The organism is Curtobacterium sp. VKM Ac-1393 (assembly GCF_015350995.1).
GTDB lineage: Bacteria > Actinomycetota > Actinomycetes > Actinomycetales > Microbacteriaceae > Curtobacterium.
Genome location: NZ_JADKRW010000002.1, coordinates 597,968 through 621,891, shown reverse-complemented (window position 1 = coordinate 621,891; position 23,924 = coordinate 597,968). Strand labels below are relative to the sequence as shown.

23 protein-coding genes are annotated in these 23,924 nt (G+C 71.6%); 8 read left to right on the top strand and 15 right to left on the bottom strand.

Annotated elements, in window-relative coordinates:
- Window positions 1-18 precede the first annotated feature (18 nt).
- A complete protein-coding gene (locus ITJ59_RS06760; RefSeq protein WP_194650318.1) occupies window positions 19-546 on the top strand; it encodes a YbhB/YbcL family Raf kinase inhibitor-like protein in 528 nt (175 codons plus the stop codon).
- 76 nt (window positions 547-622) lie between these two features.
- On the opposite strand, the gene ITJ59_RS06755 is transcribed toward ITJ59_RS06760, so the two are convergent.
- Window positions 623-2,890: a polyribonucleotide nucleotidyltransferase gene (locus tag ITJ59_RS06755; RefSeq protein WP_194650317.1), complete on the bottom strand. Its 2,268-nt coding sequence runs from the start codon at window positions 2,888-2,890 to the stop codon at window positions 623-625.
- A 282-nt stretch (window positions 2,891-3,172) separates the two neighbouring features.
- Between ITJ59_RS06755 and ITJ59_RS06750 the strand changes: the two genes are divergently transcribed.
- Window positions 3,173-4,381: a coiled-coil domain-containing protein gene (locus ITJ59_RS06750; protein ID WP_194650316.1), complete on the top strand. Its 1,209-nt coding sequence runs from the start codon at window positions 3,173-3,175 to the stop codon at window positions 4,379-4,381.
- Between the two features lie 10 nt (window positions 4,382-4,391).
- Here ITJ59_RS06750 and ITJ59_RS06745 read toward each other — a convergent pair whose 3' ends face one another.
- The 8 genes from ITJ59_RS06745 to ITJ59_RS06715 all read right to left on the bottom strand — a co-directional run bounded on the left by ITJ59_RS06745 (window position 4,392) and on the right by ITJ59_RS06715 (window position 9,702).
- Window positions 4,392-4,634, bottom strand: coding sequence for a ferredoxin (locus ITJ59_RS06745; protein ID WP_194650315.1), 243 nt, complete (start codon window positions 4,632-4,634; stop codon window positions 4,392-4,394).
- The gene (locus ITJ59_RS06740) at window positions 4,631-5,896 is read right to left on the bottom strand and encodes an NADH-ubiquinone oxidoreductase-F iron-sulfur binding region domain-containing protein (protein WP_194650314.1); all 1,266 of its coding nucleotides are present in this window, start codon (window positions 5,894-5,896) and stop codon (window positions 4,631-4,633) included. The genes ITJ59_RS06745 and ITJ59_RS06740 overlap by 4 nt, the downstream gene beginning before the upstream one ends.
- A complete protein-coding gene (locus tag ITJ59_RS06735) occupies window positions 5,893-6,498 on the bottom strand; it encodes a ferric reductase-like transmembrane domain-containing protein (protein WP_194650313.1) in 606 nt (201 codons plus the stop codon). Before ITJ59_RS06735 ends, ITJ59_RS06740 begins: the two co-directional genes overlap by 4 nt.
- Window positions 6,498-7,475, bottom strand: coding sequence for an FAD:protein FMN transferase (locus tag ITJ59_RS06730; RefSeq protein WP_323749427.1), 978 nt, complete (start codon window positions 7,473-7,475; stop codon window positions 6,498-6,500). The genes ITJ59_RS06735 and ITJ59_RS06730 overlap by 1 nt, the downstream gene beginning before the upstream one ends.
- Window positions 7,472-7,819: a hypothetical protein gene (locus tag ITJ59_RS19050; RefSeq protein ID WP_228511112.1), complete on the bottom strand. Its 348-nt coding sequence runs from the start codon at window positions 7,817-7,819 to the stop codon at window positions 7,472-7,474. The genes ITJ59_RS06730 and ITJ59_RS19050 overlap by 4 nt, the downstream gene beginning before the upstream one ends.
- Window positions 7,820-8,108: 289 nt before the next feature.
- Window positions 8,109-8,744 carry a CE1759 family FMN reductase gene (locus ITJ59_RS06725; RefSeq protein ID WP_194650311.1) on the bottom strand — a complete coding sequence of 212 codons (636 nt, stop codon included), beginning with the start codon at window positions 8,742-8,744 and terminating at the stop codon, window positions 8,109-8,111.
- Window positions 8,745-8,883: 139 nt separating this feature from the next.
- Window positions 8,884-9,153 carry a 30S ribosomal protein S15 gene (rpsO, locus tag ITJ59_RS06720; RefSeq protein ID WP_071257618.1) on the bottom strand — a complete coding sequence of 90 codons (270 nt, stop codon included), beginning with the start codon at window positions 9,151-9,153 and terminating at the stop codon, window positions 8,884-8,886.
- A gap of 102 nt (window positions 9,154-9,255) precedes the next feature.
- Window positions 9,256-9,702, bottom strand: a complete 447-nt coding sequence (locus tag ITJ59_RS06715; protein WP_194650310.1) for a VanZ family protein — start codon at window positions 9,700-9,702, stop codon at window positions 9,256-9,258.
- Window positions 9,703-9,845: 143 nt separating this feature from the next.
- Between ITJ59_RS06715 and ITJ59_RS06710 the strand changes: the two genes are divergently transcribed.
- The 3 genes from ITJ59_RS06710 to ITJ59_RS06700 are packed head-to-tail and all read left to right on the top strand — an operon-like array spanning window position 9,846 to window position 12,344.
- Window positions 9,846-10,907 carry a glycoside hydrolase family 6 protein gene (locus tag ITJ59_RS06710; protein WP_194650309.1) on the top strand — a complete coding sequence of 354 codons (1,062 nt, stop codon included), beginning with the start codon at window positions 9,846-9,848 and terminating at the stop codon, window positions 10,905-10,907.
- Between the two features lie 41 nt (window positions 10,908-10,948).
- Window positions 10,949-12,028, top strand: a complete 1,080-nt coding sequence (locus ITJ59_RS06705; RefSeq protein ID WP_194650308.1) for a M4 family metallopeptidase — start codon at window positions 10,949-10,951, stop codon at window positions 12,026-12,028.
- A gap of 37 nt (window positions 12,029-12,065) precedes the next feature.
- Window positions 12,066-12,344, top strand: a complete 279-nt coding sequence (locus tag ITJ59_RS06700; RefSeq protein ID WP_194650307.1) for a protealysin inhibitor emfourin — start codon at window positions 12,066-12,068, stop codon at window positions 12,342-12,344.
- Window positions 12,345-12,410: 66 nt separating this feature from the next.
- Here the strand turns inward: ITJ59_RS06700 and ITJ59_RS06695 are convergent, their stop codons facing one another.
- From ITJ59_RS06695 to ITJ59_RS06685, 3 genes are all read right to left on the bottom strand, one after another.
- Window positions 12,411-14,654: a HelD family protein gene (locus ITJ59_RS06695; protein ID WP_194650306.1), complete on the bottom strand. Its 2,244-nt coding sequence runs from the start codon at window positions 14,652-14,654 to the stop codon at window positions 12,411-12,413.
- 98 nt (window positions 14,655-14,752) lie between these two features.
- Window positions 14,753-15,589, bottom strand: coding sequence for an aldo/keto reductase (locus tag ITJ59_RS06690; RefSeq protein ID WP_194650305.1), 837 nt, complete (start codon window positions 15,587-15,589; stop codon window positions 14,753-14,755).
- Entirely contained in the window at window positions 15,589-15,960 is a 372-nt protein-coding gene (locus ITJ59_RS06685; protein WP_194650304.1) for an FKBP-type peptidyl-prolyl cis-trans isomerase, read from the bottom strand. The genes ITJ59_RS06690 and ITJ59_RS06685 overlap by 1 nt, the downstream gene beginning before the upstream one ends.
- Window positions 15,961-16,029: 69 nt before the next feature.
- On the opposite strand from ITJ59_RS06685, the gene ITJ59_RS06680 reads away from it, so the two are divergent.
- Window positions 16,030-17,349: an MFS transporter gene (locus ITJ59_RS06680; protein WP_194650303.1), complete on the top strand. Its 1,320-nt coding sequence runs from the start codon at window positions 16,030-16,032 to the stop codon at window positions 17,347-17,349.
- A gap of 238 nt (window positions 17,350-17,587) precedes the next feature.
- A complete protein-coding gene (locus ITJ59_RS06675) occupies window positions 17,588-18,673 on the top strand; it encodes a YihY/virulence factor BrkB family protein (protein WP_194650302.1) in 1,086 nt (361 codons plus the stop codon).
- Between the two features lie 48 nt (window positions 18,674-18,721).
- On the opposite strand, the gene ITJ59_RS06670 is transcribed toward ITJ59_RS06675, so the two are convergent.
- From ITJ59_RS06670 to ITJ59_RS06660, 3 genes are all read right to left on the bottom strand, one after another.
- A complete protein-coding gene (locus ITJ59_RS06670) occupies window positions 18,722-20,212 on the bottom strand; it encodes an aspartate ammonia-lyase (protein WP_194650301.1) in 1,491 nt (496 codons plus the stop codon).
- A 286-nt stretch (window positions 20,213-20,498) separates the two neighbouring features.
- On the bottom strand, window positions 20,499-20,795 hold the full coding sequence (locus ITJ59_RS06665) for a hypothetical protein (protein ID WP_194650300.1): 297 nt from the start codon (window positions 20,793-20,795) through the stop codon (window positions 20,499-20,501).
- Window positions 20,796-20,850: 55 nt separating this feature from the next.
- Window positions 20,851-22,107 carry an inorganic phosphate transporter gene (locus ITJ59_RS06660; protein WP_194650299.1) on the bottom strand — a complete coding sequence of 419 codons (1,257 nt, stop codon included), beginning with the start codon at window positions 22,105-22,107 and terminating at the stop codon, window positions 20,851-20,853.
- A 116-nt stretch (window positions 22,108-22,223) separates the two neighbouring features.
- Between ITJ59_RS06660 and ITJ59_RS06655 the strand changes: the two genes are divergently transcribed.
- A complete protein-coding gene (locus ITJ59_RS06655; protein WP_194650298.1) occupies window positions 22,224-23,912 on the top strand; it encodes a cation:proton antiporter in 1,689 nt (562 codons plus the stop codon).
- Window positions 23,913-23,924: the final 12 nt, after the last annotated feature.

Here is a 23,924-nt window from a genome sequence, read left to right as displayed (position 1 = left end):
CGGGTGTTGGCTGGAGGCATGGCCAACGACCCCAACTGGAACCTCCCCGAGGTCCCCACGTTCACCCTGACCAGCCCCGACTTCACCGACGGCGGTGCGCTGCCGACCTGGGCGCGCGGCACCGACGCCGGTGGCGAGGACCGCTCCCCCGCACTCGAGTGGTCCGGCGCTCCCGAGGGCACGAAGAGCTTCGTGCTCACCGTGTACGACCCCGACGCCCCGACCGGCTCGGGCTTCTGGCACTGGAGCCTGACCGACATCCCGGCGTCCGCGACGTCACTGCCAACGGGTGCCGGCACGGACGACGCCCTGCTGCCGGCCGAGGCACTCCGCCGGCGCAACGAGTTCGGCACCGACACGTTCCTCGGCGCGGCACCGCCCGCCGGCCACGGCGTGCACCGCTACTTCTTCACGCTGAGCGCCCTCGACGTGCCGCTGCTCGAGGCCCCCGCCGACGCGACCCCCGCGGTCGTCGGCTTCGTGCTCCGCGAGCACCTGCTCGGCCGCGCGCAGCTCGTCGGCACGCAGGAGACCCCCGCCGCCTGACGCCGCCCGCCCCACCGCAACAGCGAACGGCCGCCGCCCCGCGAGGGACGACGGCCGTTCGTGTGCCAGGGGTGGATCAGACGGTGGCGTCCGTCGACTCCTCGCGGGCACCGCTGGAGTCGGTGTCCGACTCCTCGGCGACGACCGGCGCGAGCGACAGCTTGCCGCGGTCGTCCACCTTGGTGACCTCGACCAGGACCTTCTGGCCGACGCCCAGGACGTCCTCGACGTTCTCGACCCGCTTGCCACCGGCGAGCTTGCGCACCTCGGAGACGTGGAGCAGACCGTCACGGCCCGGCAGGAGCGACACGAAGGCGCCGAAGGTGGCGATCTTCACGACGGTGCCGAGGAACTGGTCCCCGATCTCCGGGTTGGTCGGGTTCGCGATCGCGTTGACCTGGGCACGAGCAGCCTCGGCCGACGGTCCGTCGACGGCACCGATGTAGACGGTGCCGTTGTCCTCGATCGAGATGTCGGCTCCGGTCTCGTCCTGGATGCCGTTGATCGTCTTGCCCTTCGGGCCGATCAGCTCGCCGATCTTGTCGACGGGGATCTGCACCGAGATGACACGAGGAGCGGTGTCCGCCATCTCGTCGGGGGCGTCGATCGCCTCGTTCAGCACACCGAGGATGGCCGAGCGGGCCTCCTTGGCCTGCTTGAGCGCGGCGTCGAGGACCGTCGACGGGATGCCGTCGAGCTTGGTGTCGAGCTGGATCGCGGTGACGAACTCCGAGGTACCGGCGACCTTGAAGTCCATGTCGCCGAGGGCGTCTTCCGCACCGAGGATGTCGGTCAGCGCCGCGTAGCGGGTCTGACCGTCGACGGTGTCGGACACCAGGCCCATCGCGATGCCGGCGACCGGGGCCTTGAGGGGCACACCGGCGTTGAGCAGCGAGAGGGTCGAGGCGCAGACGGAACCCATCGAGGTCGAGCCGTTGGAGCTGAGCGCCTCGGAGACCTGACGGATGGCGTACGGGAACTCTTCACGCGACGGCAGCACCGGCACGAGGGCGCGCTCGGCGAGGAAGCCGTGCCCGATCTCGCGACGCTTCGGCGAACCCACGCGGCCGGTCTCACCGGTCGAGTAGGGCGGGAAGTTGTAGTGGTGCAGGTAGCGCTTCTTCGTGACGGGCGACAGCGAGTCGATCTGCTGCTCCATCTTGAGCATGTTCAGCGTGGTGACGCCGAGGATCTGCGTCTCGCCGCGCTGGAAGATCGCCGAACCGTGGACGCGCGGGATCACGGCGACCTCGGCGTCGAGCGGACGGATGTCGGCGAGGCCACGGCCGTCCATGCGGATCTGCTCGGTCAGGATGCGGCCGCGGACGACCTTCTTCGTGACCGACTTGTACGCGGCGCTGACCTGCGAGTTGGCGACCTCGGGCAGCGAGCCCGCGGTGACCTGCTCCGCGATGGCCGACTTGACGCGCGACTTGAGTGCGTCGTCGGCGTCCTGGCGCTCGGTCTTCGCGGCGATCTTGTAGACGTCACCGAGCTCGGAGAGCGCGAGGGCCTCGACAGCGGAGTAGACCTCGGGCGCGTACGGCGGGAAGACCGGGTAGTCCTGGATCTCCTTGGCCGACTGCGCGGCGAGCTTGGCCTGGGCGTCGACGAGGGACTTGAGGAACGGCTTGGCCGCCTCGAGACCCTGCGCGACGATGGCCTCGTCGGGCTTGGTGGCGCCGCCCTGGATGAGGTCCCAGGCGTGCTCGGTGGCCTCAGCCTCGACCATCATGATCGCGACGTCCTCGTTGCCCGCGTCGTCCGTGACGACACGGCCGGCGACGGTGAGGTCGAACACGGCCTCGGCGAGCTGCGATGCCTTCGGGAACGCGACCCACTGGTCGCCGATCAGCGCGAGGCGCACACCGGCGATCGGGCCGGAGAACGGCAGACCGGAGATCTGCGTCGACGCGGACGCGGCGTTGATGGCCAGCGCGTCGTAGAACTCGTCCGGAGCGATGCTCAGGACGGTGATGACGATCTGGACCTCGTTGCGCAGGCCGTCGACGAACGACGGGCGCAGCGGCCGGTCGATGAGACGGCAGACCAGGATGGCCTCGGTCGACGGACGGCCTTCGCGGCGGAAGAACGAACCGGGGATCTTGCCGGCGGCGTACGAGCGCTCCTCGACGTCGACGGTCAGCGGGAAGAAGTCGAAGCCTTCACGCGGGTGCTTGCCGGCACTGGTGGCCGAGAGGAGCATCGTTTCCTCGTCGAGGTACGCGGCGACCGCGCCCTGTGCCTGCTGTGCGAGCCGACCGGTCTCGAACCGGACGGTGCGCTTGCCGTACTTGCCGTTGTCGATGACGGCTTCGGCGAACTTGATCTCGGGACCCTCCAAAAGGGCGCCTCCTTGATGTGTTTCCGGCAGGCCTTGGCGACGGCACTCGATGGTGCGTGCGCGCCGATCGTTCCGGACGCATGTCTGGCCAGCAGTAGAAGCACTCGGGAAACCGTTCCGGCCCGCGAGCCACCACCGATGACCAGCTCCGTGCCCGGCCTGCGCAGTGTTGTGTGTGACGTCCGGGGAATGAGTCCTCGGACACGGTGGACTTTACCAGTCCTCAGGCTGTCGGCGGCGCGGCTCGCTGGACTCGTGGTGAACATCGGTAGCCTGCCGAACATGCGTCTCACCCCTTCGCGGGGCGTGCTCGTCGCGGCCGCCGTGGTCGTCGGCGCGCTCGTCGCCCCGGTCCTCACCGCTGTCCCGGCGACCGCGACGGAGTACCCGACGTGGCAGGACGTCCAGCGGGCGAAGGGCAACGAGCAGTCGAAGCGTGCCGAGGTCTCGAAGGTCCAGGCGGCACTGCAGTCTGCGCAGGACGAGGCCGCCGCGAAGTCGCAGGCAGCGCTGACGGCATCGTCGAAGGCGGACGCCGCCGAGGCGGAGCTGGCGAGCGCCACCCAGGCCGCCACGAGCCTCCAGGCCCAGGCGCAGCAGGCGTCGGAGACGGCCGAGCGCGCGCAGACGCGCGCCGGACAGCTCGCCGCGAACCTGTACCGCGACGGCAGCACGAACCAGATGACCACCCGGATCGCGACGGCGAAGAACCCCGACCAACTGCTCTACCAGCTCGGCGCCCTCGGCCAGCTGTCGTCGACCTGGTCCGGCGTGATGGACGAGGCATCGGTCGCCGCCGGCACGGCGTCGTCACTGCACGAGCAGGCCGAACGGGCCGAACGCGAGCGCGCGACGCGCGCGCAGGCAGCCGAGGAGCGCTCGGCCGCGGCGGAGTCGGCCGAGGCTGTGGCGAACGCCGCGGTCGAGTCGACCGAACAGCACAGCGACCAGCTGTACGCGCAGCTGGCCTCGCTTCGGGACACCACCGCGAAGCAGGCAGCCGGGTACGAGCTCGGGCAGAAGGTCGCGGCACAGAAGGCCGAGCAGCAGCGGAAGCGCGCGGCGGCTGCGGCAGCACAGGCGGCCGCAGCAGCCTCGGCGAGCGCCGACACTGGCGGGAGCACGGGCGCCAGCGGCGGCTCGGGCACGAGCTACCCGAGCACCGGCGGCGTCGTCGTCGACCCGGCAGCGGCGCAGGGCTACGCCAGGAGCGCCCTCGGGTCCTACGGCTGGGGCGACGACCAGTTCTCGTGCCTGGTGTCGCTGTGGACGCAGGAGTCCGGCTGGCGGGCCAACGCGCTGAACGCCTCGAGCGGCGCCTACGGCATCCCGCAGTCGCTGCCGGCCGACAAGATGTCGGCGGCCGGGGCGGATTGGCGGACGAACGCGAACACGCAGATCAACTGGGGGCTCGCCTACATCAAGAGCGCCTACGGGTCGCCCTGTGGTGCATGGGGCCACGAGATGAGCGTCAACCCGCACTGGTACTGAGCGCCCCGATTCACCGCTCGACCAGCCGGAGCGCCTGCAGCGGGCACATCGCCACAGCGTCCGCAGCGGCGGCACGTTCGTCCGGTCGCACCGGCACGTCCCGCGTCCCCCCGCCGTCCCGCGCGATCGGGTAGCCCCACTCGTCCCGCGCCAAGCGTTCGGCGAACAGCTCCGTGCACAGCCCGCGGCCCCGGCAGCGGGTCCAGTCCACGTGCAGCGCCGCGTCGCCGGCAGCCGCCCGGCCACCGGTCATCGTGCACCCCCGACCAGACACCGGCCACCGAGGTGGGCCTGCACGTCGTCGTGGAACACGTCGAGTGCGCTGCGCACCATCCGCGCGACGCCGTCCGGGTGATGACAGGCGCCGCGTCCGTCGACGAGCGCGGCGACCCGGCGCACCTCGGCGGCCAGGTCTGACGGTCCGGCGAGCCGTGCCCCGTGCCGGCCCGCCGCCAGCGCGGCGACCACGTCGGCGATCCGCGGCAGGCCGTTCACGCACGGCCCGCAGCGTCCGGCGGAGGCGCCGGCGAGTGCCGCGGCGAGCCGTGCCGTCACCCCGATCGGACAGGTCCGGTCGTCGAGCACGGCCAGCACGCCGGCTCCGGGCGCCGCACCCCACGGCGCGAGCCCGTCGACGTCGAACGTCGCATCGAGCGCCGCGGCCGGCACCCAGGTGCCGCCCCACCCACCGACCAGGACGGCTCGCGTCCGTCGCGGGTCGGCGGCCGTCAGCCGGGAGGCCTCCAGCAGCTGCCCGAGCGGCGCACCCCCGGCGGTCTCCAGCACCACGGCCCCGGCCGGGTCCGTCACGTCGCTGACCGTCACGAGTCGGGTGCCGGGAGCACTCGCGCTGCCGACGCTGCGCGCCCACACGGCCCCGTACCGTGCGACGAGTGCCGCCTGGGCGAGGGTCTCGACGTTCGACACGAGGGTCGGGCGGCCGCTCGGGCCACGCTCGGCGAGCCGGACGACACGGTCCTCCGGCAGTCCTCGTCCACCGGCGACGGCCGAGGCGAGTGCCGTGGCCTGCCCGGCGACGAACGAGCTGTGCGGCAGGACCCGGACCGCGATGGCGACCGGGTCGGTGCGTTCCGCCAGTGCGCGTCCGACCCGGTCGGCGAGCCGCTCGCTGGTGGCGACGACGGCCTCGGTCGCGCCGATCGCCTGTGCCGCGACGACGATGCCGTCGAGCACCAGGTGCGGTGCTCGCTCGAGCAGGACGGCGTCCTTGCGGCTGGCCGGTTCACCCTCGGCACCGTTCGCGATGACGGTCGGAGCGCCACGGCTGCCGCGCCGGCTCCGTCCCGCCACGGCGTCGAGCTTGCGGGCGAGCGGGAACCCGGCTCCCCCACGGCCGTCGACCCCGGCCAGGGCGATCTCGTCGATGACCCCCGGCCCGACGTGCGGGAGCGGGCCGTGGGTGCGTTCGTGGTCGTCGAGCCCGGGGCCGGCTGCGGCGAGGAGTCGCTGCGTGCCGGTCGGCGGCTGGACGGTGAGCGGGTGGGTCACGGTCATCGGAGGGCCTCCATCGGCTGCGGGTCGATCGGGTGCGGGCCGGCCGGGTGCGGGCGTCCCGTCGGCGGGGAACGGAACTCGGTGACGCGGGCGGTGCAGCGCCAGGCGACGGCACCGACGACCGCGGCGGCGCACACCCCGGCGACGACCAGGAACCAGGCGGACGTACCGTCGGTCCCGGTGCCGATCGCGTGCGCCAGGGCGATCGGCCACATCGCGTACGCCGCCCAGTGCACGGCGCGGAACACCCGCGGCCCGATCACCCGGCGGAGCATGCCCGTGACGACGAGCACCACGAGCAGGTCGACCGCGAGCGTGCCGAGGCCGAGCCAGAACCAGCGGTAGGCACCGACGAACGGCACGATCGTGTCGACGAGCCGGAGTTCGGCCTCGGTGTCCAGCAGGAGCGTCACGACGTGCACGACCACGAGCACGGTGGACGCCAGGGCGACGTCGCGGTGCACGAGCTGCACGGCGAACCGCGGCAGGCCGGGGAGCGGTCGTCCGCCGCGCGTCACGATGCCGAGCAGGACCGTCAGGGTCAGGAGCACGACGGCGGCGACGCCCATCCCGCGGCCGATCACCCAGAGCGCGGTGTCCATCAGGCGGCGTCCGCTCCGCCGAGGTGGTCGGCCCGGTCGAGGTCATCGGCCCGGTCGGCAGCCTGCTCGTCGGGCCAGCCGCCGAGCCGCACCACGGAGCCGTCGGCGGCGACGAGGCGCGCGGCCCGACCGCTCTGCCGGAGCCAATCGACGGCGCCGTGCCCGCGGACCACGGCGGCCGTGGTCATCGTGTTCGCGGTGACGCACGACGGGGCGACGACGGTCACCGACCGCCACACCGGGTCGGCGGGCAGGCCCCACCGCGGGTCGAGGATGTGGTGTCGCGCGGTGCCGTCCTGCTCCCAGCGACGCTTCTGCGTGCTCGAGGTCGCGACGGACCACCCCGAGGCGATGCGGACGTGGTCGACGGGGTCGAACTCCCGGTCCTGCACGCGCACCTGCCAGCCGCCGGCCGGGTCCGGGCCGGCGGTGGCGACGTCCCCGCCGAGGGAGACGAGTGCGCCGACGCCGAGTCGGGCGGTGATGCTCGCGGCCGCCATGTCCGCGGCGGCGGCCTTCGCCGTGGCACCGAGGTCGAGGGTCACGCCCTCGGGGACCCGCAGGAAGGTGCCGGAGAGCAGGATCCGCTGCCATGCCGGGCGGTCGTCGAACGATCGGGCCAGGGTCTCCGGCGACGGCTGCGGCGGGGCGTCCGCGAACGCGGCGTCGTACCCGAGCGACACCATCCGGCGACCGAGCGTCGGGTCGACGTCCCCGTCCGACAGCCGTGCGGCGTCGACGGCCTGGTGCACGAGCGTCGCGAGCAGGGGCGAGACCTCGGTGCCGCGCACCAGGTCATCGGCCCGGGCGAGGAGTTCGGAGTCGTCACGGAAGCGGCTGCACGCCGCGTCGACGGCTGCGGTGACCTCGCGGACGCAGGCCTCGGCGGCGGCGAGGTGGCGGCGGTCCCGGTGGTCGAGGACGACGCGGGCGGTGGTGGTCCAGAGGTCCCACTCGGCGGCGGCGCGCACGGTCACGATCCCGTCGTCGTCGTGTCGGACGAACCACCTGTGGTGCCCTGCGAGACCCCGGTGTCGCTCGACGTGTCGGTCGACGTGTCGCTCGATGTGCCGCTCGACGTGCCACTCGACGACGAGGACGAGGACCCGGAGTCCGTGGTGGCGTCGCTCGACGTCCCGGTACCCGAACCGGAGTCCGTCGAAGTGCTGGTGCTCGTCGACGTGTCGGTCGTCATCGTGCCGGCCTGCTCGTGCCCGAACCACAGCCCGGCACCCGTGACCGCCGCGACCGCGAGCCCGCCCAGGCTCACGAGCGCACTCGTGACCCGTGCGGATCGCCTGCCCTTGCCTCTGGTGTCCATCGGTCCTCCTCGTCGTCATGACGAGGTTCCCGAGCCCACCGATGAGCCAGCCGCCAGCCGGCCGGACTCCACCCCCACGAACCCTGTGGCGCACCTAAGAGCCCGTCCGCAAGACGCCGGCGTGCTCACAAGACGCCGGCGTGCTCACAAGACGCCGGCGTGCTCGCAGGACGCCGGCGTGCTGAGAAGACGCCGGCGTGTTCACCCGACGCCCCCGAGTCAGCGAGACGCCTCCAGATCCGGCGGCGTCTCAGCACGACGACGGCGTCTTCCGGGACGGGACACGGGGTCAGTGGCCGAGGCCACCGAGCAGGCTCGCGAAGTCCGGGGTCGCGGGGAGCGCGTCGGCTTCCTGCGAGGTCCGCCGGGAGGCCCGGGTCGCCCAGGCCAGGTCGGCTCCCGCCCGGCGGATGCGTCCGTCCAGGGCCGCGGCGTCGCCGTCGCTCCCCCAGTCGTCCGTCGCCGCGAAGACACCGGTCGGCACGACCGCAGCGCGGAGGTACGCGAAGACCGGGCGGAGCGCGTGGTCGATCGCGAGCGAGTGCCGCGAGGTCCCCCCGGTCGCACCGAGGAGCACGGGCATGTCGGCGAACGAGTCCTTGTCGAGGACGTCGAGGAACGACTTCGCCAGCCCGCTCACGCCCGCCGTGAAGATCGGCGTGACGAACACGACGGCGTCGGCCTCGACCACGGTGGCCATCGCGGCGGACAGTGCCGGCGCCGCGAACCCGGTGAGCATGGCGTCCGTGATCTCGTGGGCCAGCGGACGCAGGTCGACGTGCACGACGCGGGACGGGCCTCCCGGTCGGCCCGTGGCATCCGGTGCGGCGAGCGCCGCGACCGTGGCGTCACCGAGGCGGTCGGCGAGCAGGCGGGTGGAGCTGGGCTCGGAGAGCCCGGCGGAGACGACGGCGATGGTGGTCATGGTGCTTCCCGACTTTCGATGCGTTTGCATGAACATCGTAGTGAACCCTGCGCGCGACGCAACCATTCCCGGGGGAACGGAGAACGCCCCGGCCCTCTCGAAGAGGACCGGGGCGTTCAGTCAAGCCGTGAGGCGTCGACTAGCGGCGCAGGCCGAGACGCTCGATGAGCGTGCGGTAGCGGGCGATGTCGACGTCGGAGAGGTAACCGAGGAGACGGCGACGCTGACCGACCATGAGCAGCAGACCACGACGCGAGTGGTGGTCGTGCTTGTGCTCCTTGAGGTGCTCGTTCAGGTCGTTGATACGACGCGTCAGAACGGCGACCTGGACCTCGGGGGAACCGGTGTCGCCCGGGTGGGTCGCGTACTCTTCGATGATCTCCTGCTTGACCTTCGCGTCAAGTGCCATGCGTAGATCCCCTTTCAGTCCGTTGCGCGGTGCCCGTGCCTGATGCACGAGCGCTCTTTGTCCGCGGCCGTTCGACGGCAACCGCGCAAGACTACCAGAGTCCTAGGCGGTCCTGGCGCGCAGGCGACGACGACGTGGGGCGGGCAGCAGGCTGCGCACGAGCCCGACGAGCGTCGCGCCGAGCAGGCCGCCGAGGCCGTTCGACAGGACGTCGCGGGGATCGGCCACGCGGTAGGGCAGGTACGTGGCCTGCGCGAACTCGATGCCGGTCGACAGGACGACGGCGACCACGGCGCCGAGGATCCACCAGCGGCGCGGCAACCAGAGCGCGGCGAGCATGCCGACCGGCACGAACATCGCGATGTTGGCGAGGAACTCGGTGCGCTCGTAGGTGAACCAGGTGCCGTGCGGCAGCTGCTGCACCCAGGCGATCGCGTGCAGCACGAACGAGTTCTGCGCCGACGTGAACACCTGCGGCGTCAGCGTCATCCGCCAGATCACCCAGGCGTACGCCGCGGTCACGGCGAGGAGGAGGAGTCGACGGAACATCCCGACAGTCTGCGGCACCGCCCTGCACGCCCGCTGGAGCGCTCCTGGCAGAAGCCGCCGGTCGAGCTGGACGAACACCCCGGCGGCCTGGTCAGGACTCCCCCGCACCTGCCAGCATGGGGGCGAGCAGGGAGGACCGCCGGATGCCGGAGGAGCACCAGGGGACGCGCAGGTCGGCCCGACGCCAGTGGGCGTGGATCGCCGCCGCGGTGGTCGCCGTCGCCGCGGTGGTCACGACGATCGTGGTCGTCGCGCCGCACGGGGGCACCGGGCCGGACGCCGACCCCACGGCGAGCGGACGCGACGTCGTCGCCCGGAAGACGGCGGAGCAGGCGTTCCCCGGTGGGCTCGCGCACCAGCCGGTGGACGAGAACCAACCGGGCCTCCGCGAACGCCAGGCCCGTGCGGCGGGGCACGAGGACACCGCGGCGCAGATCGCCCGGATCGCCGACCAGCCGATCGCCACCTGGCTCACGAACACCTCGCGGTCCGAGACCCGCTCGACCATCCGCGCCGTCGTCCGGAACGCCGAACGCCAGCAGGCCACCCCGGTCTTCGTCCTGTACACCGTGCCGGATCGTGACTGCGGCAGCTACTCGAAGGGCGGCACGACCGACGACGCGTACCTGCCGTGGGTCCGCTCCGCCGTCCGCGCGATGGCCGGGTCCGGGGCGGTCGTGCTCGTCGAGCCGGATGCGATCGCGCAGATCCAGAACTGCGAGCGGATCCGCGACTCCCGGCTCCCCCTGCTCCGCAAGGCGGTGGACGCGCTGACCGGGCACGGGCTGACGGTGTACCTGGACGGCGGCAACGAGAACCGGGTCCCGACGGCGACGATGGCCGACTGGCTGCGGCAGGCCGGGGTGGACGAGGTCCAGGGCTTCTTCACGAACGTGTCGAACTTCTACCGGGTCGACCAGGAGCGTGCCTACGCCGACGAGCTCGCCGACGCAATCGGGGGCGATCCGCACTTCGTCATCGACGTCTCCCGCAACGGCCAGGGGTGGCGCGGCACCTGGTGCAACCCCGAGGGCGCCGGGCTCGGCCAGGCTCCGCACGTGACCGGCGGGTCGAGCCGGCTCGACGCCCTGCTGTGGGTGAAGACCCCGGGGCTCAGCGACGGCACGTGCAACGGCGGGCCGGCCGCCGGACAGTGGTGGGAGTCGTACGCGCTCGCGCTGGTCGAGAACCGCAAGCGCGACTGAGCCGGTGCCGGTGTGTCGGTATCCGGTGGTTGCATGAGCCCATGACCCCGACCGACAGCCGGCGCTCCGTCGTCCCGCCCTACCTGCTCCACGCCGTGGCCCAGGCGGCCGAGTTCCCCCGGGCGGCATCGGCGGCCCGCACCGCACTGGCGTCGCTCGAGGCCGTGCAGGCCCCGAAGCACCGGCACCTGGTCGCGCCGCGCAGCCTCAGCAGCACCGGCACCGGCACCGGCACCGGCACCGGCACCGTCGACCGATCGCCGCAGCGCACGATCGCCGATGCACGCGGCACGACGACGCTGCCCGGCGCCGTGGTCCGTCGCGAAGGAGACGCGGACACCGGTGACGCGGCCGTCGACGAGGCGTACGCGGGCCTCGGTGCGACCCACGCGTTCTGGCTCGACGTGTTCGGCCGGGTGTCGATCGACGGCGCCGGGCTCCCCCTCGACGCCACCGTCCACTTCGGGCAGGACTACGACAACGCCTACTGGGACGGCAGCCGGATGGTGTTCGGCGACGGCGACGACGAGGTCTTCCGGCGCTTCACGATCGCGCTCGACGTCATCGGGCACGAACTGGCGCACGGCGTCACGCAGTACACCGCCGACCTGACGTACCAGGGGCAGTCCGGGGCGCTCAACGAGTCGATCAGCGACGTCTTCGGCTCGCTCGTCGCCCAGTACGCCGCCGGGCAGACCGCCGACCAGGCGAGCTGGCTCATCGGCGAGGGCCTCTTCACCGATGCGGTGCACGGCGACGCCCTGCGCTCGATGCGGGCCCCGGGCACCGCCTACGACGACCCGGTGCTCGGCAAGGACCCGCAGCCGGCGACCATGGCCGACTTCGTGGTGACGACCGACGACGCCGGCGGGGTGCACACCAACTCCGGCATCCCGAACCACGCGTTCTTCCTGGCGGCGACGAGCATCGGCGGGCACGCCTGGCAGGGCGCCGGTGCCGTGTGGTGGGACGCCCTGACCTCGGACGCCGTCACCGCGTCGATCGACTTCGCGGGGTTCGCCGCCGTGACGATCACGGCCGCTGGGTCCCGGTTCGGCGCCGGTTCCGCAGAGCACACCGCGGTGCAGGACGCCTGGCGGACGGTGGGCGTCCTGGGCTGAGCCGGTGGTCCGCCGCGCACCGGCGTACGGTCGGGGCATGCACATCGACGTCCGCCGCACCGGAGGCTTCGCCGGCACCACGCGGCGCTGGCGGGTCGACACCGACACGACCGACGACCCCACCGCGTGGTCCGAAGTGGTCGACGCGCTGCCCCGGTCCCCCGCGGCGGCGGTGCACGCCGGACCGCCGGTCCCCGACGACTTCACGTGGACGATCACCGTCGAGCGCACGACCGTGACGATCCCGGGCCGCCGCCTCGACGGTGCGTGGGCCGACCTGGTCGCGCGCGTCCGCTCTGCAGGCGACCCGTCCTGAGACGGCGGGGGTGTGGCGGGCCCGCCACGGGCCTCCCGGCCGCCACCGAGTGGCGCGGCCCGCGCCTCAGGCGACGTCGATGACCGTCAGGCGGCGCGTCGGACGGGTCATCGCGACGTAGACCGCAGCGGCCGCTCGTGCCGCGTCGGCACCGACCCGGTCGGGGTCGACGAGCAGCACGCCGTCGAACTCGAGGCCCTTGGCGTCCGCCCCGGTCAGCACCGTGAGCGATCCGGCGTGCGGCGAGGTGAGCCCGCGCACGTCGGCCTCGGTGCGGGCGAGGCGCTGCCGGACGGCGTCCACCTCGGACTCGGGGACGATCACGCCGATGGTGCCGGCACCGATCCGCGACCGTTCGGCGTCGGCGACGGACACGACCGTGTCGAGCAGGTCGGCACGGGCGACACGGACGCGCTCGACGGGGTCGCCGTCGCGCACGGCCTCGTTCCGGGTGACGGTCAGGCCGGCACGGTCGGCGAACACCCCGGCGGCCTCGACGATCGACCGCGGGGTGCGGTAGTTCACGGTGAGCTGCGCGATGCGGTGGTCGAGGGGCACGAGGGGCGCACGGCCCCGACGCCGGCGGGCCAGCGCACCGAGCACGTCGTCCCAGGTACGGGCGGCTCCCGGCGAGGAGCCCTGGGCCATGTCGCCCACGATCGTGAAGGACCGCAGCGGGTTGCGGCGGGCGAGCACCCGCCACTGCATCGGCGAGAGCTCCTGCGCCTCGTCGACCACGATGTGTCCGTAGGTCCACTCGCGGTCGTCGGCGGCTCGCTCGGCCGTCGAGCGGGGGTCCCCGCCCTCGGCGAACGAACCGGCGACCTGTTCGGCGGTGACGATCCCCTCGACGCCCATGTTCTCGATGGCCTGACGGGCGTTCTCGATGTCACGGTTCCGGCTGGCCTTCGCCGCGCGCTTGGCGGCACCGCCGGTCGGGTCGAACGGGCCGAGCAGTTCGGCGGCCTCGTCGAGCAGGGGGACGTCCTCGACCGTCCAGGCAGCCCCGCGGGCACGCTGCAGCAGTGCGCGGCGCTCCGGGGTCCAGTCCGGGGTCAGCGAGGCGAGCCAGTTCGGGCGGGCGTACAGGTCCTCGAGGAACTTCTCCGGCGGCAGCGGCAACCAAGCGGTGTTGAGCAGTACCCGGGCGTCGTACGAGCTCCGGATGTCCTCGCGCAGGACCTTCTCGTCGGCCTCGTCCACCGTCGTGCCGCGCTCGCGGAGCTGTTCGGCGAGCAAGCGGGTCATCGAGTCGAGGGCGATCTTGTTGAACGTGACGCGCGCGGCGTTGTGGGGCTTGCCGCGGTCCTGCGCTCGCTTCATGGCGTCAGCCACGAGCTGCGGCGTCACGACGAGCCGCTCGCCCTCGACGTCGAGGACGACCGACTCGGTCGGCACCACCTGCCGCGACCGGACGGCGCGACGCAGCAGCGACGCCGTCTGCGCCGAGCCCTTCACGGCGGCGACGTCGCGCTGGTCGTGCGTCGTCGCGTGCACACCCGGGTACAGCGAGCCGAGCGAGGCCATCACGACCCCGGTCTCGCCGAGCGACGGCAGCACCTGCTCGATGTAGGTCAGGAACGCCGACGACGGACCGACCATGAGGACCCCGGAGCCGCGCAGCCGCTCGCGATACGAGTACAGCAGGTACGCGGCACGGTGCAGCGCCACGGCGGTCTTGCCGGTGCCGGGGCCGCCCTGCACGATGAGGACACCCTCGAGGGGTGAGCGGATGATCCGGTCCTGCTCGCCCTGGATGGTCGCGACGATGTCGGTCATCCGGCCGGTGCGCTCGGCGGTCACCGCGGCCAGCAGTGCCCCCTCGCCCTGCAGGTGGGTGCGGTCGTCGTCGTACAGCGACGCGTCGAAGACCTCGTCCTCGACACCGACGACCCGCCGGCCCTCGAGCGACAGGTGACGACGTGACCGCATGCCCATCGGGTGCGCCGCGGTGGCCTGGTAGAACGCGCTGGCTCCCGGCACACGCCAGTCGAGCAGCAGCGGTCGGTGGTCGGCGTCGCGGAGCCCCACGCGGCCGATGTAGCGGAAGGTGTCCTCGGCGGTGTCGGGCTCGGAGACCTCGAGCCGGCCGAAGACCAGCCGGTCCCCGACGCGCTCGAGCGTCGCCACGGTGTCCTCGTAGAGCCGGGCGTACGCGTCACGCTCGCTGCGGCTCTGGTGGTTCCCGCCGACCGTCTGACGACGGGTCTCGGCGAGACGCTGCTCGGCCTCGGCGGTCAACTCGTCCAGACGGCGGAAGAGCCCGTCGACGTAGCCGCGCTCGCGGTCGATCTCGGTCGGTTCTGACACACACAACCCTTCGGGAAGAGGGGAATCCAGTGTACTGCCCGCTGGAGCCCCGCCGTTCCCGAAGGGTCGTGCTGCGCGGCACGTCGCCGCGCCGTGCGTCACATCTCTTCGTGCGTGTCCGGGTCCGCGTCCCAGAGCCGGCCGCGCTCGAGGCCGGAGATCGCCTGCACCTCGGCGTCGGTGAGCTCGAAGCCGAACACGTCGAGGTTCTCGCGCTGCCGCGTGGCGTCGGCCGACTTCGGCACCGGCACCGCGCCGAGCTGGACGTGCCACCGCAGCACGACCTGGCCCGGGGTCACACCGTGGGCAGCTGCGGCGTCGGTGATCGGCTGCTCGGTGAGGAGCTCCGACCGGACCGCGAGCGGGCTCCAGCTCTCGGTCACGATGCCGAGCTCCTGGTGCACCTTCCGCAGTTCTGCCTGGGGGAAGTACGGGTGCAGCTCGACCTGGTTCACGGCCGGGGCGACACCGGTCGCGTCGATGATGCGGCGCAGGTGCTCCGGGGTGAAGTTCGAGACGCCGATCGAACGGACCTTGCCGCTGTCGCGGAGGTCGACGAACGCCTTCCAGGTGTCGACGAACTTGTCCACCGACGGGTTCGGCCAGTGGATCAGGTACAGGTCGACGTGGTCGAGTCCGAGGTTGCCCAGGGTCTCGTCGATCGAGCGGTGCGCCTCGTCGTAGCCGTGGTGCCGGCCGGGGAGCTTCGAGGTGACGACGAGGTCCTCGCGGGCCACGTCGGACTCGCGGACGGCTCGGCCGACCGCGTCCTCGTTGCCGTAGTTCAGCGCCGTGTCCAGCAGCCGGTAGCCGCTGCTGATCGCGGTGCCGACGGCGGCCGCGCCCTCGTCGCCGTTCAGGCCGTAGGTGCCGAGGCCGAGTTCCGGGAACCGGTGGCCGTCGTTGAGTTCGATGGTCGGCGCGCCGACCTGCATCAGCGCACTCCGAGCAGGTCGATCACGAAGATCAGGGTCTTGCCGGACAGGAAGTGGCCGCCGCCGGCGGGGCCGTAGGCGAGCTCCGGCGGGACGACGAGCTTGCGGCGACCGCCGACCTCCATGCCGGGGATGCCCTCCTGCCAGCCGCGCACGAGCGCCGCGAGCGGGAAGTCGATGGGCTCGCCGCGGTTCCACGAGCTGTCGAACTCCTCGCCGGTCTCGTACTCGACGCCGGCGTAGTGGACCTTGACGGTCGACCCGGCGCTCGCGACGTCGCCGTCACCCTCGACGATGTCGGTGATGACGAGTTCGGTGGGGGCGGGGCCCTCGGGAGCGTCGAACTCGGGCTTGCTGTTGAGGTCAGTCATGCGTTCCAGTCAACCAGAGCGCGGCAACGGCAGGCGCACCGGCCACCCAGGCCGCAGAATGGTTCCACCGTGACACGACCCACTCCCGCACCGCCGCGCCGCCGCCTGCTCGCCGACCTCACCCCGCTCCGCCGCTCCCCCGCGTTCGCACGCCTCTGGGCGGGCACGGCGATCGCCGGCATCGGCACCCAGATGACCAACGTGGCGGTCGGGCTCGAGGTGTACGAGATCACGCACTCGACCTTCGCCGTGGCCCTGGTCGGCGTCATCGCGCTGCTGCCGATGATCGTCGCCGGCCTGTACGGCGGGATGCTCGCGGACGCCTTCGACCGGCGCCTGGTCGCACTCGTCTCGTCGATCATCGCCTGGGTCGCGGTCGCCCTGATCGCGACCCATGCCTGGCTCGGACTGCACAGCGTCCTGCTGCTCTACGTCCTGGCCACCGTGAACGCCGTCGCCGCGACCGTCAGCAACGCCTCGCGCTCGGCGATCGTGCCCCGGCTGGTCGGCACCGACATGCTCCCCGCGGCGAGCGCCCTGGGCGGCATCGCGTCCGGGTTCCAGGTCACCGTCGGCCCGGCGGTCGCCGGTGTGCTCATCGCGACCGTCGGGTTCGCGCCGACGTACACGATCGACGTCGTCCTGTTCACGTTCGCGTTCCTCGGGGTCTTCACGCTGCCGCGGATGGCCGCCGACCACGGAGCGCTCCGGCCCGGGCTCGGCTCGCTCGTCGAAGGCGCCCGGTTCCTGCGGAAGTCGAAGAACATCACGATGACGTTCGTGCTCGACATCGTCGCGATGACGTTCGGCCAGCCCCGCGTGCTGTTCCCCGCGATCGGCGCCCTGGTGATCGGTGGCGGATCGATCACGGTCGGCACGCTGACGGCGGCGTACGCGATCGGTGCGCTGCTGTCGAGCGTGTTCTCCGGTCCGCTCGGGCACGTCCGCCGGCAGGGCGAGGCGGTCGGCTGGGCCATCACCGCGTACGGCGGCGCGATCGCGGCGTTCGGCGTGGTGATCGCGCTGGCGCACGTGCTCGGTGGTCGTGCGGGCGAGTCGTTCTCGGTCGGGATCCTGCCGGCGCTCGGCCTCGCAGCGCTGTTCCTCGCCGCGGCCGGAGGCGCCGACAACGTCAGCTCGGTGTTCCGGAACACCATCCTGCAGGCGGCGTCGCCGGACGGTATGCGCGGCCGGCTGCAGGGCATCTTCATCGTCGTGGTGACCGGCGGCCCACGGCTCGGTGACCTGTACGCGGGCCTGGTGGTCGCGGCCGGCATCGCGTACCCGCCGATCATCGGCGGCGTGCTCATCGTGGCGCTCGTTGCGCTGCTGCTCCGCCTGGTCCCCTCCTTCCGCCGCTACGACGCCCTGCACCCGCACGCCAACTGACCGACGAGCGGCCGCCGGCCCTCCCGCCAAAGCGACAGATGCGCGCGAACCTTCCGCAGACGTCTGTCGCTTTCGCGAGACGGACGGCGGACCGGAGCGGGCTTGTGTCGCTCTGACGGGGTCGACGCGACCAAGCGGCGGACGGGAGGCGCCGGGCGGGCCCGCCACGGGCCTCCCGTCCGCACCGCAGCACGACCACAGCACGGCGCGACGTCACGTGTCGGGTACCGTACAACGCATGCCGGACAGCGCATCGCGCGATCTCCAGCGGACGGGAGTCCGCGCCGTCGTCCGGCGCACCTACCACTCGGTGATCCGGCACCGCGTCGTCGACGCGGCCGCGTCGCTGACGTTCTTCGCGCTGCTGACGGTGTTCCCGACCGCGTTGACCGTGGTGTCCGCACTGTCGATCGTCGACCGCGAGGGCGACAGCCTTTCGGACATCATCGGCGTGCTCGGGTTCATCCTGCGGCCGGAGACGGCGGAGCACCTCGAGACCCCGCTGCGCCAACTGCTGACCCTCGACAACCCCTGGCTCGGGTTCGCGATCGGCGTCGTGCTGACGCTCTGGTCGCTGTCCGGGTACGCGACGGCCTTCGGGCGGGCGATGAACACCTCGTACGAGGTCGAGGAGGGCCGGCGGATCTGGAAGTTCCGCAGCATGATGCTCCTCGTCACCCTGCTCGTGATGGCGGGCGGCGCGATCGCGATCGTCATCCTGCTCGGCACCCCGACGATCTCGGCGGCGATCGTCGCCTCGTTCGGCTGGGCCCCGTGGATCGACGACGTCTGGAACATCGTGAAGTGGCCCGTGCTCGCGGCCGACCTCGTGGTGATGGTCGCCGTGCTGTACTACGCGACCCCGAACGTGAAGACGCCGCAGCTGCGGTGGGTGTCCGCCGGTGCAGCGTTCGCCATCGTGACCTGGGCGATCGCGACCCTCGGCTTCGCGATCTACGTCGAGACGATCGGCGGCGGCAACCGCGCGTACGGGTGGCTCGGTGGCGGGATCCTGCTGCTCGTCTACCTGTACATCTCGAACTTCGTGCTCGTCGTCGGCGGTGAGCTCGACTCCGAGGTGATCCGGATGCGGCAGCTGCTGGCCGGCATCGAGGCCGACGAGTCGATCCGACTGCCGCTGCGCGACGTCACGCGCAACTTCACGCTGGCACGGTGGCGGGACGCCGACATCGCCGCGGCGCGGAACGTCCGGCACGCCGCCGCGCAGGTCGCCGCCGACGAGGACGCCGAGCCGAGCCCGGCGCAGGAACACCTGCGGGACGTTGCCCAGCAGGTGCGCGTCGGTGAAGCGCCGATGCCCTGACGGGCTTGCGCTGCTTGCGCGTCGTGCGCGTCGTGCGCTGCTTGCGCGTCAGCGCTCGCGTGCCGCTCGGTCCAGCATCTCCTCGGTGACCACAGGGATCGCACCGGTCGCGAGCTCGATGCCGGACAACCGCGCCGGGCTCAGCACGCGCTGCACCTGGTCCTCGTCCATCAGACCGGCCGCGACGACGAGCGTCGAGATCGGCGTCGACGTGGTCAGTGCCGTGTGTGCGATCGACGCCGCCGCCGCATAACCGATGTACGGGGTCAGGGCTGTGACCACGCCGACGTTCGTGTCGACCTGCGCCGCGAGCTTCGCCTCGTTCGCCTCGATGCCCGTCACGCAGTGTTCGCGCAACGTCGCACAGCCCCGTGCCATCCACTGCAGCGACTGCAGGATCGAGTGCGCGATGATCGGCTCGAAGGCGTTGAGCTGGAGCTGACCGCCCTCGGCCGCCATCGTCACCGTGGTGTCCGCCCCGACGACTGCGAACGCGATCTGGTTCACGACCTCGGGGATCACCGGGTTCACCTTGCCGGGCATGATCGACGACCCGGCCTGACGGGCCGGCAGGGTGATCTCACCGAGCCCAGCCTGCGGCCCGGACGCGAGGAGCCGCAGGTCGTTGCAGATCTTCGACAGCTTCGCGGCACTGCGCTTCACCGTGCCGGACAGGGTCATGAAGGCGCCGGCGTCGCTCGTCGCCTCGATCAGGTCGGGTGCCGTGACGACGTCGATGCCACTGGCCTCCTGCAGCTGGCGGCGGACCTCGTCGCGGTACAGCGGGTCCGCGGTGATCCCGGTGCCTATCGCCGTCGCGCCGAGGTTCATCTCGGCCAACAGCGGCAGGACCTTGCGGAGCAGGTCGGCGTCCTCCTGGATCGTGTGCGAGAACCCGGTGAACTCCTGCCCGAGCGTCATCGGCACGGCGTCCTGCAGCTGCGTCCGACCGACCTTCAACACGTCGGCGAAGGCACGCCCCCGCTCGGCGAACGCGGCGGAGAGCTGTTCGAGCTGCTCGATGAGCCGTCGGGCGGAGAAGATCATCGCGATCTTGATGCTCGTCGGGTACGTGTCGTTCGTCGACTGGCTGCGGTTCACGTGGTCGATCGGGTGCAGGTAGGCGTAGTCGCCGCGCTCCCGCCCGAGCATCTCGAGCGCACGGTTCGCCAGGACCTCGTTCGTGTTCATGTTCGTGCTCGTGCCGGCGCCGCCCTGCACGATGTCGACGACGAACTGCTCGCGGAGCGCCCCGTCGCGCACCTCTTGCGCGGCACGGTCGATGGCGTCGGCACGCTCGTCGTCGAGCACCCCGATCGCACGGTTCGCCCGTGCAGCGGCCTGCTTCACGGTGGCGAGGGCCTCGATCAAGTCCGGGTACACCGAGATCGGGACGCTCGTGATCGGGAAGTTCTCCAGCGCCCGCAGGGTGTTGATCCCCCAGTAGGCGTCGCGTGGGACCTCCCGCGACCCCAGCGAGTCGCTCTCGGTACGGGTCTGCGCCCCAGATGGGGCCTGTGCTGCTTCGTTGCCGGTCACACGTCGAGGCTAACCCAGTCCGTCCGGCCGGTCCGGAGCCGCGCGCGGGCTGTCGTGGGCTGGGCTCTGTCCGCGAACGGGCGAAAACGCGCCCTCCGTCCGCCACGCACCCCGGCATTTCGCCCACTCACCACGGGGCGGACGGGAGGCTCGGTGCCAGGCCGCCACGCGCCTCCCGGTCCACGCACGCGAACGGGCGAATACGCGCCCTGCGTCCGCCACGCACCCCGGCATTTCGCCCGCTCGCCACAGCCGAGGCGAGGACGCGCGCGCCGCGCGCCGCGCGTCAGTGGAACTGCGGGACGATGAGGTAGATGCCGTACAGCACGACGGCCGCGCAGATGACGTAGCAAAGGATCGCGAGCGCACGGAACCCGCGCACCGCGGTCGTCGCGCCAGCGGGGTTCGGGAACCCGGCGGTCGCCGGGCCGATCGTTCCGTCTTCCTTCACGGTGAACTTGCCCGCGCGGGTGTCCGCGGCGCTCCAGAAGCGGAGGCCGACCGAGTACACCGCGACGACGAAGCACGACGAGACCACGGCGACGAGCGCCACGGTGAGGAATGCGAACCAGTCGATGCCCATCAGCGATCTCCCACCGTGCGGAATGCGAAACGGCGTCCGTCAAGCGCGATGCCCATCAGCGACGGCCTCCCTTGCGTGCGGCCATGCGGCGCAGCGTGCGTTCGCGGCTCAGCTCCGCGCGACGATCGGCGACGGCGTCGGCACGCTTCTTCCGCTGCAGGTCACGCAGCTCCTTGCGGGTGTACACAGCGTTCGCGGCGACGTCGACCTCGATCGCGGAGGCAGCCTCGTGCGGCTTCCGGAGCGACCAGAGGTACAGGCCGAGGATCACCGCGGCACCGACGATCGCGTCGATGACGAGTCCGATGACGCCGAGACGGGCGATGCCCGAGGCGACGGCCCCCACCGCGGCGGCAGCCGGCAGCGTGATGAACCACGCGATGACGATCTTGCCGGCGGTGGACCACTGGATCTTCGAACCGCGGCGACCGAGCCCGGCACCGATGATCGAGCCGGAGGACACCTGGGTGGTGGAGAGCGCGAAGCCGAGGTGGCTGGACGCCAGGATCGTCGCGGCGGTCGAGGCCTCGGCCGCGAAGCCCTGCGTTGCACGGATCTCGGTGATGCCGGACCCGAGGGTGCGGATGATGCGCCAGCCGCCGGTGTAGGTGCCGAGCGCGATCGCCAGGGCGCAGGCCACGACGACCCAGAACTGCACGCCCTGGTTCGTCGACTGTGCGCCCGAGGCGATCAGGGTGAGCGTGATGACGCCCATCGTCTTCTGCGCGTCGTTCGTGCCGTGGGCGAGCGACACCATCGACGAGGTGAAGATCTGCCCGACCCGGAAGCCCCCGCGCTCGTTCGGGAACACCGGACGCTTCGTGATCCGGTACGCGATGCGGGTCGACAGGAACGACACGAGCGACGCGATCACCGGGGACGCGAAGGCCGGGATGATGACCACCGTCAGCAGCGCGACGTAGTTCACGGACTGGAACCCGGCGCCGACGATCGCCGCGCCGATGAGCCCGCCGAACAGCGCGTGCGACGACGACGAGGGCAGCCCCCGGAGCCACGTGATCATGTTCCACACGACCGCTCCGATGAGCCCCGCGAAGATCATCTCCGGTGAGATCGCGACGCCGCCGGGGCCCTCGTTGATGAGGCCGTGCGAGATCGAGGTCGCCACCGCGGTGCTGAGGAACGCACCGACGAGGTTGAGCACCGCGGCGACCGTCACCGCGACCTTGGGCTTCATGGCCCCGGTCGCGATCGGAGTCGCCATCGCGTTGGCGGTGTCGTGAAAACCGTTTGTGAAGTCGAAGAAGAGGGCCAACGCGATGACCAGGACGACTATGAGTGTGATGTCCACCGCGGGCCAGTGTTCCCCATCGACGGCCTCCGGAGCAAACCTGATCGGCAACCTGCTGTTCACCGGAGCTTCAGACTCGTTCAGATTGGAACCATGCCGATGCGAGAATGAGTCCCATGGACACCGTCGAGCTCCTCATCCTGTTGGTCGGATCGCTCGCGGTGACCGGGTTCGCACGGGCGAAGGGGCTGCCCGCTCCGCTGCTCGTCACGGCCGTCGCCCTCGCGGCCTCGTTCCTGCCGGGGCTCCCCGCGATGGAGATCGACTCCGAGGTGATCCTGACGGTGATCCTGCCGCCGCTGCTCTACTCGGCGGCGCTCGACGTGTCGTGGCAGAGCTTCCGGACGTCGATCAAGCAGATCCGACGGCTCGGCATCTTCCTGGTCATCGTGACGGCACTCGTGGTCGGCGCGGTCGCCTACTTCCTGATCCCCGACATGACCCTGCCTGCGGCGATCCTGCTCGGCGCGATCGTGGCACCGCCGGACGCCGTGTCGGCTGCGGCGATCGGCCGCAAGCTCGGACTCCCCCGCCGGGTGATGACGGTGCTGTCGGGCGAGAGCCTGATCAACGACGCGGCCTCGCTGACCCTGGTCCGCGTGTTCACGCTCATCATCGCGGGGACGTCGCTGACCGTCTGGCAGGACCTGGGGATCTTCGGTTTGGCAATCGGCGTCGGCCTGGCGGTCGGCATCGTGCTCGGTGTCGTCGTGCACTGGATCCGGATGCGTCTCAACGACCCCGTCGTCGAGACGATCATGAGCATCCTGCTGCCGTTCGTCGCGTACATCCTGGCGGAGCACCTCTCTGGCTCCGGCGTGATCGCGGTCGTCACGGCCGGCCTGTACATCGGCTACAACTCGCCGAAGGAGGGCTACGCCACCCGCCTGCAGGAGCGCCCGCTCTGGACGAGCATCGACGTCATCCTCGAGGGCTTCGTCTTCGCCCTGATCGGCCTGCAGCTCAACACCGTCGTGCAGGACCTGGTCGAGAGCGAGCGGAGTCTCGGCCAGACCCTCACCGCGGCAGCGGTCGTGCTCGCGGTCGTGATCCTCGTGCGACCGCTCTTCATCTTCGAGTCGTACGTGCGCAACCGGTTCAACGGCCGGTGGTTCCGACCGCTGCGCATCAAGCTCTCGCGCGGCCACCCGTCCCTGCGGTGGATGCGCGGCACGGCCGAGCCGAAGCTCAACTGGCGCGAGCTCACCGTCATCTCGTGGACCGGCATGCGCGGCGTGGTCACCCTCGCCGCCGCGGTGTCCGTCGTCGCGAGCCCGACCCAGATCCCCGCACAGGACACGATCTTCATCATCGCGTTCTTCGTCACCGTCGGCACCCTGCTGCTGCAGGGCCTGACGCTGCCCTTCGTCATCCGTGCGCTCAAGGTGCAGGACCCGGCCGAGGGCGAAGAGGACGTCCGCAGCGAGATGCGCCTGAACCAGCGCACGACCGAGGCGGCGATCGAGCTGCTCGAGAAGCGCCGCCCCGACTGGTCGAGGCAGTACGGGGCCGAGGCGGTCGACTCCGTCGTGCCCCGCTTGAAGGCCCGGCTCGAGCGGCAGGTCGAGACCTTCCGGCAGGACGCCCTCGAAGAAGAGGACGAGGAGCGCAACGCCCCGATGCGGCTGCGTGGCCAGCAGATCCAGGACATCCGTCGCGAGCTGCTCGACCGTCGCCGCGAGATCGTGCTCGAGGAGCGCGAGAAGGGCAACCTCGACGAAGAGGTCATGCGCCGCGTGCTCGTGACCCTCGACGCCGAAGAACTCGCGATGGACTCGGCGCAGGCCTCACGCAGCCGCTCCTGAGGGGCACGGGCG

What these genes read in the sequence shown, in the direction of transcription:
- ITJ59_RS06705 (WP_194650308.1), top strand. Translation starts at nt 10,949, where the DNA reads ATGACCCCGACCGACAGCCGGCGCTCCGTCGTCCCGCCCTACCTGCTC.
- ITJ59_RS06690 (WP_194650305.1), bottom strand. Translation starts at nt 15,589, where the DNA reads ATGCAGGTCGGCGCGCCGACCATCGAACTCAACGACGGCCACCGGTTC.
- ITJ59_RS06725 (WP_194650311.1), bottom strand. Translation starts at nt 8,744, where the DNA reads ATGACCACCATCGCCGTCGTCTCCGCCGGGCTCTCCGAGCCCAGCTCC.
- ITJ59_RS06665 (WP_194650300.1), bottom strand. Translation starts at nt 20,795, where the DNA reads ATGGGCATCGACTGGTTCGCATTCCTCACCGTGGCGCTCGTCGCCGTG.
- ITJ59_RS06655 (WP_194650298.1), top strand. Translation starts at nt 22,224, where the DNA reads ATGGACACCGTCGAGCTCCTCATCCTGTTGGTCGGATCGCTCGCGGTG.
- ITJ59_RS06750 (WP_194650316.1), top strand. Translation starts at nt 3,173, where the DNA reads ATGCGTCTCACCCCTTCGCGGGGCGTGCTCGTCGCGGCCGCCGTGGTC.
- rpsO (WP_071257618.1), bottom strand. Translation starts at nt 9,153, where the DNA reads ATGGCACTTGACGCGAAGGTCAAGCAGGAGATCATCGAAGAGTACGCG.
- ITJ59_RS06700 (WP_194650307.1), top strand. Translation starts at nt 12,066, where the DNA reads ATGCACATCGACGTCCGCCGCACCGGAGGCTTCGCCGGCACCACGCGG.
- ITJ59_RS06710 (WP_194650309.1), top strand. Translation starts at nt 9,846, where the DNA reads ATGCCGGAGGAGCACCAGGGGACGCGCAGGTCGGCCCGACGCCAGTGG.
- ITJ59_RS06685 (WP_194650304.1), bottom strand. Translation starts at nt 15,960, where the DNA reads ATGACTGACCTCAACAGCAAGCCCGAGTTCGACGCTCCCGAGGGCCCC.
- ITJ59_RS06760 (WP_194650318.1), top strand. Translation starts at nt 19, where the DNA reads ATGGCCAACGACCCCAACTGGAACCTCCCCGAGGTCCCCACGTTCACC.
- ITJ59_RS19050 (WP_228511112.1), bottom strand. Translation starts at nt 7,819, where the DNA reads ATGGACACCAGAGGCAAGGGCAGGCGATCCGCACGGGTCACGAGTGCG.
- ITJ59_RS06715 (WP_194650310.1), bottom strand. Translation starts at nt 9,702, where the DNA reads ATGTTCCGTCGACTCCTCCTCCTCGCCGTGACCGCGGCGTACGCCTGG.
- ITJ59_RS06740 (WP_194650314.1), bottom strand. Translation starts at nt 5,896, where the DNA reads ATGACCGTGACCCACCCGCTCACCGTCCAGCCGCCGACCGGCACGCAG.
- ITJ59_RS06735 (WP_194650313.1), bottom strand. Translation starts at nt 6,498, where the DNA reads ATGGACACCGCGCTCTGGGTGATCGGCCGCGGGATGGGCGTCGCCGCC.
- ITJ59_RS06675 (WP_194650302.1), top strand. Translation starts at nt 17,588, where the DNA reads ATGCCGGACAGCGCATCGCGCGATCTCCAGCGGACGGGAGTCCGCGCC.
- ITJ59_RS06745 (WP_194650315.1), bottom strand. Translation starts at nt 4,634, where the DNA reads ATGACCGGTGGCCGGGCGGCTGCCGGCGACGCGGCGCTGCACGTGGAC.